The organism is Streptomyces sp. NPDC048461 (assembly GCF_055587105.1).
Window position 1 is genome coordinate 71692 of the sequence record NZ_JBVJGW010000018.1, and the last position, 15177, is coordinate 86868.

Consider the following 15177-nt stretch of genomic DNA (forward strand, 5'->3'; position numbering starts at 1 on the left):
GGGTGGAGAGCGCCGGTGGACCGTCGCTCGGAGCGCGCCGGTCGCCCGCGCCGGGTCAGGCGTCGATGCGCGAGCGGTCCAGCGTCGCAGCGGAGCTGGTGATGAACTCCTTGCGGGGGGCGACCTCGTTGCCCATGAGCAGGTCGAAGACCTGCTCGGCCCCGTCCAGGTCGCCGATGTTGATCCGGCGCAGGGTACGGAAACGGGGGTCCATGGTGGTCTCCGCCAGCTGGTCCGCGTCCATCTCGCCGAGGCCCTTGTACCGCTGGATCGAGTCCTTGTAGCGGATGTTCTTGCGCTGGTACTCCAGCAGGGTCTGGCGCAGCTCGTTGTCCGAGTAGGTGTAGACGTACTTGTCCTGGCCCTTCTTGGGCTGGACCAGCTCGATCCGGTGCAGCGGCGGCACGGCCGCGAAGACCCGGCCCGCCTGGACCATCGGCCGCATGTACCGCTGGAAGAGCGTGAGCAGCAGGCAGCGGATGTGCGCGCCGTCGACGTCGGCGTCGACGAGGAGGACGATCTTGCCGTAGCGGGCGGCGTCGATGTCGAAGGTCCGGCCCGAGCCGGCTCCTATGACCTGGATGATCGCGCCGCACTCGGTGTTCTTGAGCATGTCCGAGACGGAGGACTTCTGGACGTTGAGGATCTTGCCGCGGATGGGCAGGAGGGCCTGGAACTCGGAGTTGCGTGCGAGCTTGGCGGTGCCCAGGGCGGAGTCGCCCTCCACGATGAAGAGCTCGCTGCGGTCGACGTCGTCGCTGCGGCAGTCGGCCAGCTTGGCGGGCAGCGAGGAGGACTCCAGGGCGGTCTTGCGGCGCTGGGCCTCCTTGTGCTGGCGGGCCGCGATCCGGGTCCGGGCCGCCGCGACGATCTTCTCCATCACGGAGCGTGCCTGCTGCTTGTCGTCGCGCTTGGTGGAGGTCAGGAACGCCTTGAGCTCCTTGGCCACCACCGCGGCGACGATCCGGGCGGCCGCGGAGGTGCCGAGCACCTCCTTGGTCTGGCCCTCGAACTGCGGCTCGGCGAGGCGGACGGTGACGACGGCCGTCATGCCCTCCATCGCGTCGTCCTTGACCACGTCGTCCTCGGCCACGCGCAGCAGCTTCGCCGAGCGCAGCACCTCGTTCACGGTCTTGGCGATCGAGCGCTCGAAGCCGGAGATGTGGGTGCCGCCCTTGGGGGTGGCGATGATGTTCACGAAGGACTTGACGTTGGTCTCGTAGCCCGTGCCCCAGCGCAGGGCGATGTCCACGCCGAGCTCGCGGGTGACCTCGGTGGGCGTCATGTGGCCGCGGTCGTCCAGGACCGGCACGGTCTCCTTGAAGGTGCCGCTGCCGGTCAGGCGCAGCACGTCGCAGACGGCCTTGTCCTGGGCGAGGTACTCGCAGAACTCGCTGATCCCCCCGTCGAAGCGGAAGGTCTCCTCGGTCTTCCCGGAGCCTTCGAGGCCGCGCTCGTCGCGCACGACCAGGGTCAGGCCGGGGACGAGGAAGGCGGTCTGGCGGGCGCGCTGGTAGAGGGTGTCCAGGTTGAGCCGGGCGTCCTTGAGGAAGATCTGCCGGTCCGCCCAGTAGCGGACCCGGGTGCCGGTGCGGCCCTTGGGGACCCGCTTGGCCTTGCGCAGGCCGTTGGCGGGGTCGAAGGGGCTGTCGGGGCCCTGTTCGGTGAACATCCCGGGGACGCCGCGGCGGAAGCTGATGGCGTGCGTCGCGCTGTTGCGGTCGACCTCGACGTCCAGGCGGGCGGAGAGGGCGTTGACCACGGAGGCGCCGACGCCGTGCAGGCCGCCGGAGGCCGCGTACGAGCCGCCCCCGAACTTGCCGCCGGCGTGCAGCTTGGTCATGACGACCTCGACGCCGGACAGGCCGGTCTTGGGCTCGACGTCCACGGGGATGCCGCGGCCGTTGTCCCGGACCTCCACGGAGGCGTCCTCGTGGAGGATGACCTCGATGTGGTCGCAGTAGCCGCCCAGGGCCTCGTCGACCGAGTTGTCGATGATCTCCCACAGGCAGTGCATGAGGCCCCGGCTGTCGGTGGACCCGATGTACATGCCGGGGCGCTTGCGGACGGCCTCCAGCCCCTCGAGGACGAGCAGGTGCCGCGCGGTGTAGTTGGAACCGTCCCGGTCTGCTCCGGACAGCAGCGCGCTGGAAGGCACGGACGTGTCGGCGGTCACGCAGTTCGCTCCTCGCTGAATTTCTTTTCTGGCCCGGTCGGGCGCAGGGGTGGCTTGGTTGCCGGTCGAAGGGTACCGAGGCCTGGTAGAGCCGATGTAACGCCACCCTCGCGCGCCGCTCAGCCTAGTGCAGACCCGCACGGTTGTTCGATCCCCCGTGGGGGTGAAGCAAACATCACGTTCCCTTCCAGGCATGAACCATTTAGTGTTCGGGCACGTCCTCATGAACAACCTGGCACTCACGCCGGGGAGGATGGAACTGCAAGAAGCCAACGACTGACAACGCGAAACCGTAAAGCAACGCAATACGGCTCCTTCGCCGCCAACCGGCAACAGCCGGCCAGCTTCGGAAGGAAGTTTCGAGGAAAAGCCGCGAGCGGGAACGTTTTCGGCCTGGTTGGATGTTGACCCTGGTACGACAGCTCGTCGAGCTAGAGAAGAGGCGACGTGACTACTGTTCTGACACCCGCGACCCCGCTGACGGCCGCTGACCGATGCGACCGTTGCGGCGCCCAGGCATATCTGCGCGTCGTCCTGCTGAGCGGCGGTGAACTGCTCTTCTGCGCCCACCACGGACGCAAGTTCGAGCCGGAACTCAAGAAGATCGCCGCGGAAATACAGGATGAGACCGAGCGGCTCACGTCCGCTCCGGCAGCGACTGCCGCCGAACCCGAGGACCGCTGACACAAGGCCTGCACCTCGCATCCGACGAGCCAGGACCGGCCAGGCCGGTCGACGGGCGCTCCCCCTGTGACCCAGGGGCGGCGCCCGTCCTCATGTCCGGACGCGGACCGTGCCCGGCCCCGCCCCCACGGCGCCCCCGTACGGTCTCGGTACCTCCCCTCGTGGGAGGTATGACGGCGGCCGCCCCCTCGAGGGCGGCCGCCGTCATACGTCCGGCTACTCGCCCTCGCGAGCGGCCTGCCCCCGTACGGCCCCTGCAGCCCCCGCGGAGCCCCCGCGGACGGCTTGCGCGTCCTCCGGGGCACCGGACCGCTCCGAGCCGCTCTCCGGGCCCGTCACGAAGTCGGTCAGCGGTGCGATGCGCGTGTACACCCCCGGGCTGTCCGCCCGCCCGCAACCGCGTCCCCACGACACCAGCCCGATGAGCCGCCCCCCGGCCACCAGCGGCCCGCCGCTGTCGCCCTGGCAGGCGTCCTTGCCGCCCTTCCCGTCCCCCGCGCACACCATGGACTCGGCCCGGTACTGCCCGTCGGCGTCCCCCGGGTAGGCACGCGCGCAGACCTCGTCCGCCAGTACGGTCACCCGCGCCGCCCGGAGCCCGTACGCGTAGTCACCGAAGCCGCTGGTGTCGCCCCAGCCGTAGACGGTCGCCTCGGTCCCGGGCTCGTACGCGGGGTGCCCCGCACCGGCCATCGGCAGCACGTGGTGGGCCGGCACCGCCTCGGCCAGCTCCAGCACGGCGAGGTCTCCGGCGTTGCTGGCGGGATCGTAGGCGGGGTTCACCCGGGCGCCGCGCACCGCGATCTCCCGGCCGTCGGCCGCCCGGAGCTCGGTGCGCCCGGCGACGACCCGCAGGTCGGCGACGGACTCGACGGGACCGCCCAGCACCTCGCGGCCCAGGCAGTGGGCCGCGGTCAGCACCTTGGCCGGGGCCACGATGACTCCCCCGCAGAACTGCCCGCCCCGCGTACCCCCGAACCGGTCACGGCTGGCGAGGGCGACGACCCAGGGGCTGTCCGCGACCTTGACCGGCTTACCGCCGATCACCACGCTGTCCGCGGCCGCCTGCGGCGCCTGGGCCAGCGGCGCCGCGGCCGCGCCCGCCGCCAGGGTCAGCGCGCCCGCCAGAGCGCGGGCAAAGGGACGACGCATGAGGCCTCCTGACTCCGAGTGTGCATGACTCCACCCAGAGTGGGATGCCCGGTGGCCGTGCGCACCCGCGCGACCACCGGCGACCGCCCCGGCCGGTCAGTCCAGGTAGTCGCGCAGCACCTGGGAACGGGAGGGGTGGCGCAGCTTCGACATCGTCTTGGACTCGATCTGGCGGATCCGCTCGCGCGTGACCCCGTAGACCTTGCCGATCTCGTCGAGGGTCTTGGGCTGGCCGTCGGTGAGGCCGAAGCGCATGGAGACCACGCCGGCCTCGCGCTCGCTGAGGGTGTCGAGCACGGAGTGCAGCTGCTCCTGCAGGAGCGTGAAGCTGACGGCGTCGGCCGGGACGACCGCCTCGGAGTCCTCGATCAGGTCACCGAACTCGCTGTCGCCGTCCTCGCCGAGCGGGGTGTGCAGGGAGATGGGCTCGCGGCCGTACTTCTGGACCTCGATGACCTTCTCGGGGGTCATGTCGAGTTCCTTGGCCAGCTCCTCCGGGGTGGGCTCGCGGCCCAGGTCCTGGAGCATCTGGCGCTGCACGCGGGCGAGCTTGTTGATGACCTCGACCATGTGCACCGGGATGCGGATCGTGCGGGCCTGGTCGGCCATGGCCCGGGTGATCGCCTGCCGGATCCACCACGTGGCGTACGTGGAGAACTTGTAGCCCTTGGTGTAGTCGAACTTCTCCACGGCGCGGATCAAGCCCAGGTTGCCCTCCTGGATCAGGTCCAGGAAGAGCATGCCGCGGCCGGTGTAGCGCTTGGCGAGGGAGACCACGAGGCGGAGGTTGGCCTCCAGCAGGTGGTTCTTCGCGCGGCGGCCGTCCTCGGCGATGATCTCCAGCTCGCGCTTGAGCTTGGGCGCCAGCTTGTCGGAGTTCGCCAGCTTGTCCTCGGCGAACAGGCCCGCCTCGATGCGCTTGGCCAGCTCGACCTCCTGCTCGGCGTTGAGGAGCGGCACCTTGCCGATCTGCTTGAGGTAGTCCTTGACCGGGTCGGCCGTCGCGCCGGCGACCACGACCTGCTGGGCGGGGGCGTCGTCCTCGTCGTCGGAGATGACGAAGCCCTTGTTCTCCCCGCCCTCCTCCTCTTCCTCGGACTCGCCCTTGGCGGCCTCGGGCCCGTCTTCCGCGGCCCCGTCCCCGCCGTCGTCGGAGTCCTTCTTGGAGGCGGTCTTCTTCGCCGCGGTCTTCTTGGCAGCGGTCTTCCGGGCGGGCGCGGCCTTCTTGGCGGCGGTCTTCTTCGCCGCCGCCTTCTTCGCCGCGGGCTCGGCTCCGGTCCCGGTCTCCTCCGCCACGGCGTCCGCGGTGTCCGGGTCCGTCGTTCCGGTCGCGGGTGCCCCGGTCGTCGCGGTGGCCGTGGGCTGTGCAGCCGTCGTCTTCGCGGCGACGGTCCTGGTCGCCGTGCGCTTGGCCGGGGTCTTCGCTGCGACGCTCTTGCGGGTGGCGCGCTTGGGCGACTCCGCGGCACTGACCATCAGCGTCACACCCTCTTCCTCGAGGATCTGGTTGAGGCTGCGCAGAACATTCTTCCACTGGGTCGCAGGAATCTGGTCAGCCTCGAAGGCCCGACGCACGTCATCGCCGGCGATCTGCCCCTCGGCCTTGCCCCGCTCGATGAGCGCCATCACGGACTCGGAATCGGCGATCTCCGACGGGAGCGTACGGGATGTGCTGGCCGACACGAACAACCTCTCGGAACGATGGAAACGGCTTCCGACCCCGGGCCTGGTGGTGCTGGACCGGAGCCGACGACCACCGACTGGGGATGGGCCGGCGGCGCGGGCAGGGGCCGGGGAGCTGCGCAGCACCCCCAAGGGCTGCTGCATTCCCTCCGTCGGCCATCACCTCTTAGGTCATCGCGAGACCTCGCGGAGCGTTACGCCCAATCTTCGTGGCCCGAGTCACACCCCGTATGCGCGTACGGAGGTCATACGGTCGTACCCGCCGGTTCCGGCACGGCCACGACCCGGTCACCGCAAGGCCGCGGGCGTACGCGCCCGGCGTGGCCGACGGGGGCCGGCGGGCGCCGCGGGGGTCGGGCTCGGCCGCGGCGGCGTAGGCCGAACGGGGCCGGACGCCCGTGTCGCCGGACCCGACCGGGCCCGGCGACAAGTCGTGCGCCCCCGCGCCCCCGCGCGTGAGCCCGTCAGTGCTCGCGCGGGGCGGGCACCACGCGCTCGACCTCCGGATGCACCGTCAGGAGCTGGCGCATGGCGTTCTCGGCACCGACCGCGTCACCGGCGGCAATGGCGTCGACCATCCGCGCGTGGTGCGCCACGCAGGTCTCGCTCGGGCGGTCGCAGGCGGTGATGGGGCTGCCGGAGACCTGGAGGGCGGAGGAGACGATGCCGGAGAGGTGCTCCAGCATGCGGTTCGCGGCGACCTGGATGAGGAGCGCGTGGAACTCGTTGTCCGCGCGCGCGAAGGTGATCGAGTCGCCCTGGCCGAGGGCGTGGCCCATGATCTCGACCATGTCGGCGAGCCGCTGCTGGATGTCCGGGCGGCCGTGGCCGGCCGCCAGGCGGGCGGCGAGCGGCTCGATGGTCCAGCGGAGCTCGCCCAGCTCGCGGCGCTGCTCGTCGCGCTGGGGACCGAAGGCGCGCCACTCGATGATGTCGGGGTCGAGCAGGTTCCAGTCGGCGACCGGGCGGACCCGGGTGCCGACGTTGGGGCGGGCGCTGACGAGGCCCTTGGCCTCCAGGACCCGCAGCGATTCGCGGACGACCGTGCGGGAGACCTCGAAACGCTGGCCGATCTCCTCCGGAACCAGCGGGCGGTCCGCGCCGAGGTCGCCGGAAACGATCATCTGGCCGAGTTGCTGGACGAGTTGGCCGTGCAGTCCGCGGCCGCGGCTGCCTGCCGCGCGGCGGCCCACGCGGCTCAACTCGACGTCGGCGCCGTCCCAGTGGGGCGCTGCGACGCGGTCGGACCCGGGGGTTTCCGCGTAGGGGTAGCGGTCGAGATCGCCCGGGCCGGCGAGACCGGAGTCGGCATGGCGGGCGGCGGTCATCATGGTGTGCGCAAGGGTACTCACGAATCCTTTGTCGGCCGTGCCTCCATCGCCCTTGAGGTCTTTGGTGAAAAGCACACGAAAGGGTGATCGGTGCCACCTACGCAATTGACGACTTATCGTAAAGAACCGGGCCTTTTATGGAGAGTTGCGATCCGCTGCACGCCGGAGGGGTCGCACCGGGCCGGCCGGCGCCCCGTCCGGCCCGGAAACGATCACCAGCGGACCCGGCTGCGCAACCCCGTGAACCCGTAGGCGCACAGCAGGACGGTCAACGACAACACCAGTGCGGTCCCCACGGGTTGGGCCATCACACGCAGGGCGCCGAGGAGCACCCGGTCCACCTCCGGGGGCCACTGCCCCCAGGTCAGACCGCGCAGCCGGGCCGCGAGTCCGGTCGCCGGGTACGCGGAGGGCCCCTCCAGCACCTTGCGCACCAACGGAACCACCATCACCGGTACGGCGAGGACCGCGGCCAGCCCCGCGGTGGCGGACCGGAAGACCCCGGAGGCCAGGACGCCGGCCCAGGCGCATCCGATGAGCAGTCCGGCCCAACTCACGCCCGGGGAAAACCATTCCGCGGGGGTGCGCAGCGGGCCGCTGTCGAACACGAGGGCCAGCGCGACGGCGTCGGCCGTGACGGCCGCGGCGCCGAGGAGCAGGGCCAGCGCCGCGCAGACCCCGAGCTTGGTGATGAGCAGGCCCATCCTCCGGGGCACGGTGCCGCGGTCGGCGGCGAGCGCGGGATAGCGGTACTCCTCGCCGAAGGCCAGGGCGCCGAGCAGTCCCGCCCCGATCGCGGCGGGCGGCAGCGGCAGCAGTTCCGGCCAGGCGGCGAGCAGCCGGTTCTGCGGGGTGTGGCCGGCCCGCGCCAGCGCGAGGGCGGTGAGGACGGAGGCGACGACGACGAGGGCGGCGGTGAGGACGGGCGTGGCCGTGCCGAAGACCCGCAGCAGCTCGTAGCGGAGCGGCCGCAGCGGGCCGCCGACGCGGCGCACCGCCGAGTCCGGCCGCCGGGCGCGGGAGGCCCGGGCCCCGCTCCCGGCTCGGTCGGGTCCGGACGGGGCCGCCGACGCGGTGCCGGTGCCCGCGCCGGCGCCGGCGCGGGCGTGCGGGAGCGGGGAGGCGGGCGCGCCGGCGTCGCCGGTCTCGTCGGCGAGCTGGTGCACCAGTACGCCGTGCCGGAACGCCGCCTCGCCCACCTCGGCGCAGTTGCTCCCGTACACCGACAGCCGGCTGCCGCTCTCCTCGACGACCTCGACCGCGCGCCGGGCGGCCCGGGCCTCGCGGCCCAGTACGTCCGCCAGCCGGGCGGCGTGCGGGGTCCGGACGGCCACCCGGGGCCGCAGCCGCGTCCGGGCGAAGTCGGCGGCGTCCTGGTCGGCGACGAGGCGGCCGGCTTCGATGCTGACCACGCGGTCGGCGCTGCGGGCGGCCTCCTTGGCGTCGTCGGTGGTGAAGAGCACCGCTCCGCCGAGGGAGGCGTGCCCGCGCAACAGGGCGTGGAGCCAGCCGCGTTCACGGGGGGAGAGTCCGGCGGCGGGTTCGTCCAGGAGCAGGGTGCACGGGTCCGCGAGCAGCGCCGAGGCGAGCGCGACGCGGCGCTCCATGCCGAGGGAGAGGGTTCCGAGCCGCTGGTCCCGCAGCCCGGCGATGCCGACGACCTCCAGCATGGTGTCGGCCCGTGAGGCCGGCACCCCGGCGGCGGCGCACAGCATCCGCAGCTGGTTGCGGACGGTCCTCGACGGGTTCCCGGGGACATCGCCCAGCAGTACGCCGACCTCGCGGCCGGGGTGCGCGATCCGGTGCAGCGGACGGCCGCGGAAGTAGGTGACCCCGCGGCCCGGTTCGAGTTCGAGCATGAGCCGCAGCGCGGTGGTCTTGCCCGAGCCCGGCTCGCCGAGCAGGGCGGTCACGCTGCCGGGGCGGGCCTCGAAGGTGAGGTCGTCCACGACGGGCGGGACGGTGGGACGGGGCGGTGTGCTGGTCAGTCCGATGGCCTGGAGCATCGCTTCTCTCGCGGGGGGTGAGACCGCTCTGCGGCAACGTGGGTACCGCAAGCAAGATAACGCGATATGTCCGATTTTCAGCGCAACCGGTCCGATGGACCGCCGACAGTGCCGCCGGGGCCGGTCGCGGAGCGTCAGACTTCCGGGCGCAGCATCGGCGGATTGAGCAGGGTGGCCCCGCCCGCCCTGAACAGCTGCGCGGGGCGCCCGCCCTGACGGGTCGTGGTGCCTCCGGCGGGCACCAGGAAGCCGGGGGTCCCGGTGACCTTGCGGTGGAAGTTCCGCGGATCGAGGGCGACGCCCCAGACCGCCTCGTAGACCCGGCGCAGCTCGCCCACGGTGAACTCGGGCGGGCAGAAGGCGGTGGCCAGGGAGGAGTACTCGATCTTCGAGCGGGCCCGCTCGACTCCGTCGCCGAGGATCCCCGCGTGGTCGAAGGCGAGGCCCGCGGCCTCGTCGTCCGCGGCCAGGAGCTCGTCGACGGGGGCCCAGCGCGCGCCGTTGGCGTCCCCTCCGGCCCGGGGGGCCGGCAGGTCCGGAGCCAGCACCAGGTGCGCCACGCTGACGACGCGCATCCGCGGATCACGCTTCGGATCGCCGTAGGTCGCCAGCTGTTCGAGGTGCGCGCCGTTGTCCACGCCCGGAGCCGCGGGGTCGTGCGCGCACAGCCCGGTCTCCTCGGCAAGTTCGCGGGCCGCGGCGCCCGCCAGGTCCTCGTCTCCCCGCACGAAGCCTCCGGGCAGCGCCCAGCGTCCTTGGAACGGCTGCTCACCCCGCCGGACGACCAGCGCGCAGAGCGCGTGGCGCCGCACGGTGAGCACGACCAGGTCGACGGTGACGGCAAAGGGCGGAAAGGCCGACGGGTCGTAGGGCGACATGCCGCGATCATAGTCGTCTGCCTGACGATAAACAGCGTTTTGGTGACCTTGAGGGCCGCGGTCCGGAGCACACCCGTCGCCCGGCGGCGGAGCCGGGCCTCCCGGAGCTCATCGATGCCGGGCCCGGCGCCGCGGCCCCCGGGCCGTCCGGCCGGTTCGGCCCGGCCGACGGGGCCCGACCGGGACCCACGGCCCGGGCCGTACCGTCCGCCCCGAAGCCGGGACCGGCGGGGGCCCGCGTGCCCCGGCGAAAGGCGGAGCAGGGCCCGCGGACCGGAGGCGTTGGGGCGGTCCCTCCGCCGCGGCGGGGCACGGAGCCGGACGGCGCGTACCACGCACGCTGCCGGAACGCTGGTTCGTCAGCCCAGTTGGAGCACATCGGCCGCCTCCTCCACCATGCCGAGTCCGAGGCGGCTGACCCGGACGGTGAAGGGTTCGCCCGCGACGCGCAGGCCGGAGAGCCGCAGGGCCCCGAGGGGCGCTCCGGACATCGGGGCGAGGGCGACCGTGGCCCCGGGAGCGTCGGGGCGGATGCCGATCAGCGCGATGAGTACGTGGATCCCGGCGGCGGCGGCCACCGCTGCCGGGCGGCAGGCCGCCGGATGCGGGAGCGGGGCGCTGTCCCGCGTTCTCTGCTCGGCCGCGAACATCTCCGGCAGCCGGTAGCCGAAGCTCTCCGCCGCGTCGAGCAGTCCCCGGAGCAGCCCTGCGGCCTCCTTCTCGAAGCCGGCCTGGGCCAGCCCCGCCACGGCGACGGCGCTCTCGTGGGCCCGTACGGCGCCCGAGCGGTGGCCGAACGGATTATGACCCGGCTCCCTGGCCGCCATGCTGCGCAGCCCCCAGCCGCAGTCCATGCCGGGGGCGCCGAGCAACCGGGCGAGCTGCTCGGTGCGGGTCCGGTCCAGGAGGCCGGGGGCGAGCCGCCCCCCGGCGAGCAGTCCGGTGTCGAGCAGGTGGGCGGCGGCCCCGGTCAGCCGGTGCAGCGGCCGGCCGTCGGGGTGGAGGGCCGCCGCGGGGCGGCCGCCGTCCGGGCCGTCGATCCAGAACCGGCGGCGGAACACCTCCCGCAGCGCGGCCGCCCACTCCTGCCACTCGGCGGCTCCGGGTCGTCCGCACCCGGCGAGGAGGTCCGCGCCGAGCAGGGCGGCCCGGTGGGCGTGGGCCTGGGTCTCGCAGCGCCGCGGCCCCGGATCGGGGTCGGCCAGGAAGCCGTCCTCCCCGAGTGCCCGGCGCAGCCAGTCGAGGCACCGCTCCGCCGCGGGGAGCAGTCGGGCCACCTCTTCCTCCGGCATCCCCCACAGCCGGGCTTCGGCGAGCACCGCGGGGAAGGCCAGAGTCGCCTCCGTACCGGTGCAGCCTGGCGGGAGTTGGGGGCCCGCCCCGCGCAACGGCCCCGGGATCTTCCCGGCGTCGGGCCCGGTACCGCCTTCCTGGGCGCGGGCGAGGATGCGCAGGGTGGCCGCTGCGAGACCGGTGCCGAGCGGCAGCGCCATCCTCGCGGCCCACAGCGATTCGGCGGGGGCCAGCCCCAGCCTCCACGGAACCCCCGCGGCCGCGAACGCATCGCCCGGCGCCCCGGAGTCCCTCAGGAGGAGCGCGCCGAGGTCCTCGACACTGGCGCGGAACCACGCCTCGGCCCTGGGGTCGTCCCCCTCGGCCAGCGCATCGGCCAGCGGGTTGGCCACCCTCCCGGCGCCGGCCCTCGCCGCGCGGTCCTGCGTGGTCCGCAGCTCGATGGTGCGGGACTCCCCCGGGCCCAGTTCGAGCTGCCAGCGCAGCAGTCCGGTCGAGGCGAGCGCGTCGTCCGGGGCGGGTTCGGCGGCGGTGACGGCCTGGGTCCCTCCGGTGCTCCAGCGCAGGCCCGCGGCGTGCACCGCGGCGGGGAGCTCGGGCCCCGCCCGGCCCGCGGCCACCGCGGCCAGTTCGGCCAGGTCGGTACCGAGCAGCAGCTCCACGGGGATCCGTACCGGGCGGGCGCCGTAGCTGCGCAGGGTGATCCGCTCGGTGCCGTCCGCGTGGCGCACCCGCTCCACACCGATGTCCGGATCGGGGCCGGGGTCGGCTCCCGTGCGCACCGTCGCGGTGAAGGAGGCCCGGTCGGCCCCGAGGCTGCGGCCCTGCACGGCGACGGGGTCCCGGCCACCGATCCGCAGGACGCAGCGGGAGAGCAGGCGGCGCCCGGAGCGGTAGATCCCCTCGATCCCCCGCCCGGTCAGCTGGCCGTGTTCGGGCGAGATGACCAGGCAGGGCGCGGCGACGCAGATGACGGCGCCGTGCACGGGCGGCAGCTCGGACCTGCGGGCGGCGGGCACGCCGGGCGGGCGGGGAGGTGCGGGGTGGGACATGTGTCGCCTTGTCTGCGCTCCGGTCGGTTCAGCTGGGCGGCGGCGTGGCCGGGCCCCCACCGCCCCCCAGCTGAACGCCCTCACCCCCGCGCGGGTCACGGGCCCGGGCGAGGGCCGCGCGTGCCGGGGCCGGTAGCGGCGCAGCAGGGGTGTGCCGAGGGCCCTGCGCAGCCGGCTCACGGGGCCGCCCCGGCGGCCCGGGCGGGGGCTCACTGCCCGCTCCCGGCGGAACGGCGGGACGAGCGGCGGGAGGCCGTGCGGTCGCGGCGGCCGGGAGGGCGGGTGTCGCCGGCCGTGGGGCGCCTTCGCCGGGGTTCCCGGCGGCGGCGCTCCTCCCGCAGGCACTGCCTGAGGCCTTCGGGATCGATGCCCTCGTTGCAGGCGTGGTGGAGCAGTTGGGCGAAGCGGTACTCGGCGTCCGCGCGCAGGGCCATGCCCAGCGCGATCCTGGCGGTCGGCTCGTCCCCGGTGGACCAGGAGACCCAGCCGGCGAGGGTGAGGGGGGCGGCCGCGTGCTCGCCGTAGGCCCCGACGCAACGCCGGGCCAGCGCCCGCCACAGTCGCAGGGCCGGGGCGGCTTCCTCGTCCTCCATCCACTCCGCCGCGACGTCCCGGATCTCGCGGTCCTGGAGGCCGAGGATGAGCGTGGCCGCCTCCTCGTGGCCGAGCAGCCCGTCGTCCCGTTCGTCGGCGCCGCGGGGGCCGTCGACGGGTGGGGCGAGGGTGATCCGCCGCATGACGGCCTTGGCCAGGGCGAGGGTTTCGGCGCCGACCTCCTCCCGGGTCGCACCGTCGAGGATCTTCGGCACCAGGGCCGCGGCGGCCCGGTCCAGGGCCCCCTCCATCTCCTCGGCCACGACTCCGCGCAGGGGCGCCAGCCGGCTTTCGATCTCCCTGAGGGATCCCCTGACCTGGAGTCCGGCGAAGGTGGCCGCGGCCGCCATCACCGAGGTGCCGACCGCCGCGAGCCGGCTGCCCTCCGCGGGGCAGCAGCGGGCGTCCGGGCAGACGTAGGACCAGAGGCGTCCGGAGGACAGGCACAGGGCTTCCAGGACCGGCACGTCCAGGGCTCCGCAGGCCAGCCGGATGCGTTGGGCGAGGGGACGCAGCCGGGTCATGACCCGCTGGCCGCTCTCGTCGCCGCGCGGCTCCTGACAGAGGAAGACGACGATGCCGTCGGGCCTTCCGCCGCGCCGCTCGCTGCCGCGGATCAGGCAGTCGGCCGCTTGCCGGGCGGTCTCCTCCCACTCCGCGGGTGCGGCGGGAATGCCGACGCGGAGCCGGCCGCCGAAGCGGCCCCCCTCGCCGTGGACGGCGACCATCACGAGGGAGTCGGTCGGGTGGAAGCCCAGCATGTAGGGCAGTGCGTCGGCCAGTTCGGCCGGGCTGCGCAGGATGATCTGCGGGTCGGTGCCGGACCTGGCCGGGGTGGTGGAGTGGTGGTCGGACGGGACGCGTGATTCGTGATTGTTCGTCATGTCCCGAAGGTCCCGTGCCCGATCCGATCCGAAAACCCCTGTGGATAACTGTCCACCCTTCAACTTCCACAGACTGACAGCCTCGTTGGCGCGCTGCCGGAGGCATCGGGTTACATCGGGACGAGGGCTTGCGCACCCCGGGAAATCACGGGATCCGCGAAAGATGTGGGCAAGACATCACGGACGGTGCGCCGTCCGGCCGTGACGATGCGGGGAAAGGAGGATCCTCGATGAGCCCGTCGCTCGATCTCACCGACCCCGCCACCTTCGTGAAGAACGACCCGTACGCGTTCTGGCACCGGGTGCGCGGGGAGAGCCCCGTCTACTGGCACCCGTCCTCCGCCGGGCGGCCCGGCTTCTGGGTCGTGGCGGGGTACGACGACGTCCGTTCCTGCTACGGCAACTGGCAGCAGCTGGGTTCCGCCCGCGGCACCGTCCTCGACGTCCTGCTCCGGGGAGACGACTCGGCGGGCGGGAAGATGCTGGCCGTCACCGACCGGCCCCTGCACCGCCACCTGCGCAACCTGATGCTCCGCGCGTTCTCTCCCCGCGTCCTGGACGAGGTGGTGCGCAGGGTGGAACGGCGGACGGCGGACCTCATCGGGAAGGTCACGCAGCTCGGTTCCTTCGATTTCGCCACGGAGGTCGCCGAGCACATCCCGCTGAACACCATCTGCGACCTGCTCTCCGTCCCCGGCCAGGACCGCAAGCAGCTGCTCCTGTGGAGCAAGGCCGCCCTGGCGTCCGAGGACGCGGACGGCGTCGCCCTCGACGCGGTCGAAGCGCGCAACGAGATCGTGCTCTACCTGATGGACCTCGCGTTCGAGCGCCGGTCGAATCCCGGCGACGACGTGATCAGCATGATCGCCGGCGCCGAGGTCGACGGTCGCCCGCTCACCCCGGAGGAGATCGCCCTCAACTGCTACAGCCTGGTCCTGGGCGGGGACGAGTCCTCGCGGATGACCGCGATCAGCTCGGTCCTCGCCTTCATCCGGCACCCGGACCAGTGGCGCGGGCTGCGCGAGGGAAGCATCGGCCTGGACACCGCCGTGGAGGAACTGCTGCGGTGGGCGACTCCGAGCATGCACTTCGCGCGCACGGCGCTGTGCGACTTCCCCCTCGGCGGGCAGCGGGTGCGCGCGGGCGACATCGTCACGCTCTGGAACACCTCGGCGAACGACGACGAGAAGGTCTTCACCGACCCGCGGGTCCTCGACCTGTCGCGCCGGCCCAACAAACACCTCACCTTCGGCCACGGCCCCCACTTCTGCGTCGGCGCCGCCCTGGGCCGGGCCGAACTGCGGGCGCTGCTCGTGTCACTGCTCGCCTCCGTGGAGGAGATCGAACTCGACGGCGAGCCGCAGCGCATCTACTCCAACTTCCTCTACGGCCACAGCAGCCTCCCCGTCCGTTTCCATCCGCGGTCCACTTGAAAGGGAACACG

At 73.2% G+C, this 15177-nt stretch carries 10 protein-coding genes; 2 read left to right on the plus strand and 8 right to left on the minus strand.

Translation table 11 applies throughout. From position 1 onward, the window contains the following. Positions 1–55 precede the first annotated feature (55 nt). Positions 56–2176 (minus strand): DNA gyrase/topoisomerase IV subunit B, encoded by a 2121-nt coding sequence (locus ACZ6S8_RS27365; RefSeq protein WP_469460054.1) that lies wholly within the window; start codon positions 2174–2176, stop codon positions 56–58. Positions 2177–2623: 447 nt separating this feature from the next. Between ACZ6S8_RS27365 and ACZ6S8_RS27370 the strand changes: the two genes are divergently transcribed. Continuing rightward, a complete protein-coding gene (locus ACZ6S8_RS27370; RefSeq protein ID WP_351273481.1) occupies positions 2624–2860 on the plus strand; it encodes a DUF7455 domain-containing protein in 237 nt (78 codons plus the stop codon). A gap of 216 nt (positions 2861–3076) precedes the next feature. Here the strand turns inward: ACZ6S8_RS27370 and ACZ6S8_RS27375 are convergent, their stop codons facing one another. The 7 genes from ACZ6S8_RS27375 to ACZ6S8_RS27405 form a co-directional block, all read right to left on the minus strand. After that, a complete protein-coding gene (locus ACZ6S8_RS27375; protein WP_469460055.1) occupies positions 3077–4012 on the minus strand; it encodes a serine protease in 936 nt (311 codons plus the stop codon). Between the two features lie 96 nt (positions 4013–4108). Continuing rightward, positions 4109–5695 carry an RNA polymerase sigma factor gene (locus ACZ6S8_RS27380; RefSeq protein WP_469460056.1) on the minus strand — a complete coding sequence of 529 codons (1587 nt, stop codon included), beginning with the start codon at positions 5693–5695 and terminating at the stop codon, positions 4109–4111. Positions 5696–6159: 464 nt separating this feature from the next. Next, positions 6160–7101, minus strand: a complete 942-nt coding sequence (locus tag ACZ6S8_RS27385; RefSeq protein ID WP_469460057.1) for a FadR/GntR family transcriptional regulator — start codon at positions 7099–7101, stop codon at positions 6160–6162. 137 nt (positions 7102–7238) lie between these two features. Beyond that, positions 7239–9032 carry an ATP-binding cassette domain-containing protein gene (locus ACZ6S8_RS27390; RefSeq protein WP_469460058.1) on the minus strand — a complete coding sequence of 598 codons (1794 nt, stop codon included), beginning with the start codon at positions 9030–9032 and terminating at the stop codon, positions 7239–7241. Between the two features lie 134 nt (positions 9033–9166). Then, a complete protein-coding gene (locus tag ACZ6S8_RS27395) occupies positions 9167–9910 on the minus strand; it encodes an NUDIX hydrolase (protein ID WP_469460059.1) in 744 nt (247 codons plus the stop codon). 359 nt (positions 9911–10269) lie between these two features. Next, positions 10270–12255 (minus strand): amylo-alpha-1,6-glucosidase, encoded by a 1986-nt coding sequence (locus tag ACZ6S8_RS27400; protein ID WP_469460060.1) that lies wholly within the window; start codon positions 12253–12255, stop codon positions 10270–10272. Positions 12256–12464: 209 nt separating this feature from the next. Then, positions 12465–13733, minus strand: a complete 1269-nt coding sequence (locus ACZ6S8_RS27405; RefSeq protein ID WP_469460061.1) for a DUF4192 domain-containing protein — start codon at positions 13731–13733, stop codon at positions 12465–12467. Between the two features lie 230 nt (positions 13734–13963). Here ACZ6S8_RS27405 and ACZ6S8_RS27410 point away from each other — a divergent pair, with 230 nt between their 5' ends. Continuing rightward, complete coding sequence (locus ACZ6S8_RS27410; RefSeq protein ID WP_469460062.1) at positions 13964–15166, plus strand: cytochrome P450; 1203 nt, start codon at positions 13964–13966, stop codon at positions 15164–15166. Positions 15167–15177: the final 11 nt, after the last annotated feature.

Coding starts and splice junctions, on each gene's coding strand:
- ACZ6S8_RS27375 (WP_469460055.1), bottom strand. CDS start 4,012: ATGCGTCGTCCCTTTGCCCGCGCTCTGGCGGGCGCGCTGACCCTGGCG.
- ACZ6S8_RS27390 (WP_469460058.1), bottom strand. CDS start 9,032: ATGCTCCAGGCCATCGGACTGACCAGCACACCGCCCCGTCCCACCGTC.
- ACZ6S8_RS27395 (WP_469460059.1), bottom strand. CDS start 9,910: ATGTCGCCCTACGACCCGTCGGCCTTTCCGCCCTTTGCCGTCACCGTC.
- ACZ6S8_RS27400 (WP_469460060.1), bottom strand. CDS start 12,255: ATGTCCCACCCCGCACCTCCCCGCCCGCCCGGCGTGCCCGCCGCCCGC.
- ACZ6S8_RS27405 (WP_469460061.1), bottom strand. CDS start 13,733: ATGACGAACAATCACGAATCACGCGTCCCGTCCGACCACCACTCCACC.
- ACZ6S8_RS27410 (WP_469460062.1), top strand. CDS start 13,964: ATGAGCCCGTCGCTCGATCTCACCGACCCCGCCACCTTCGTGAAGAAC.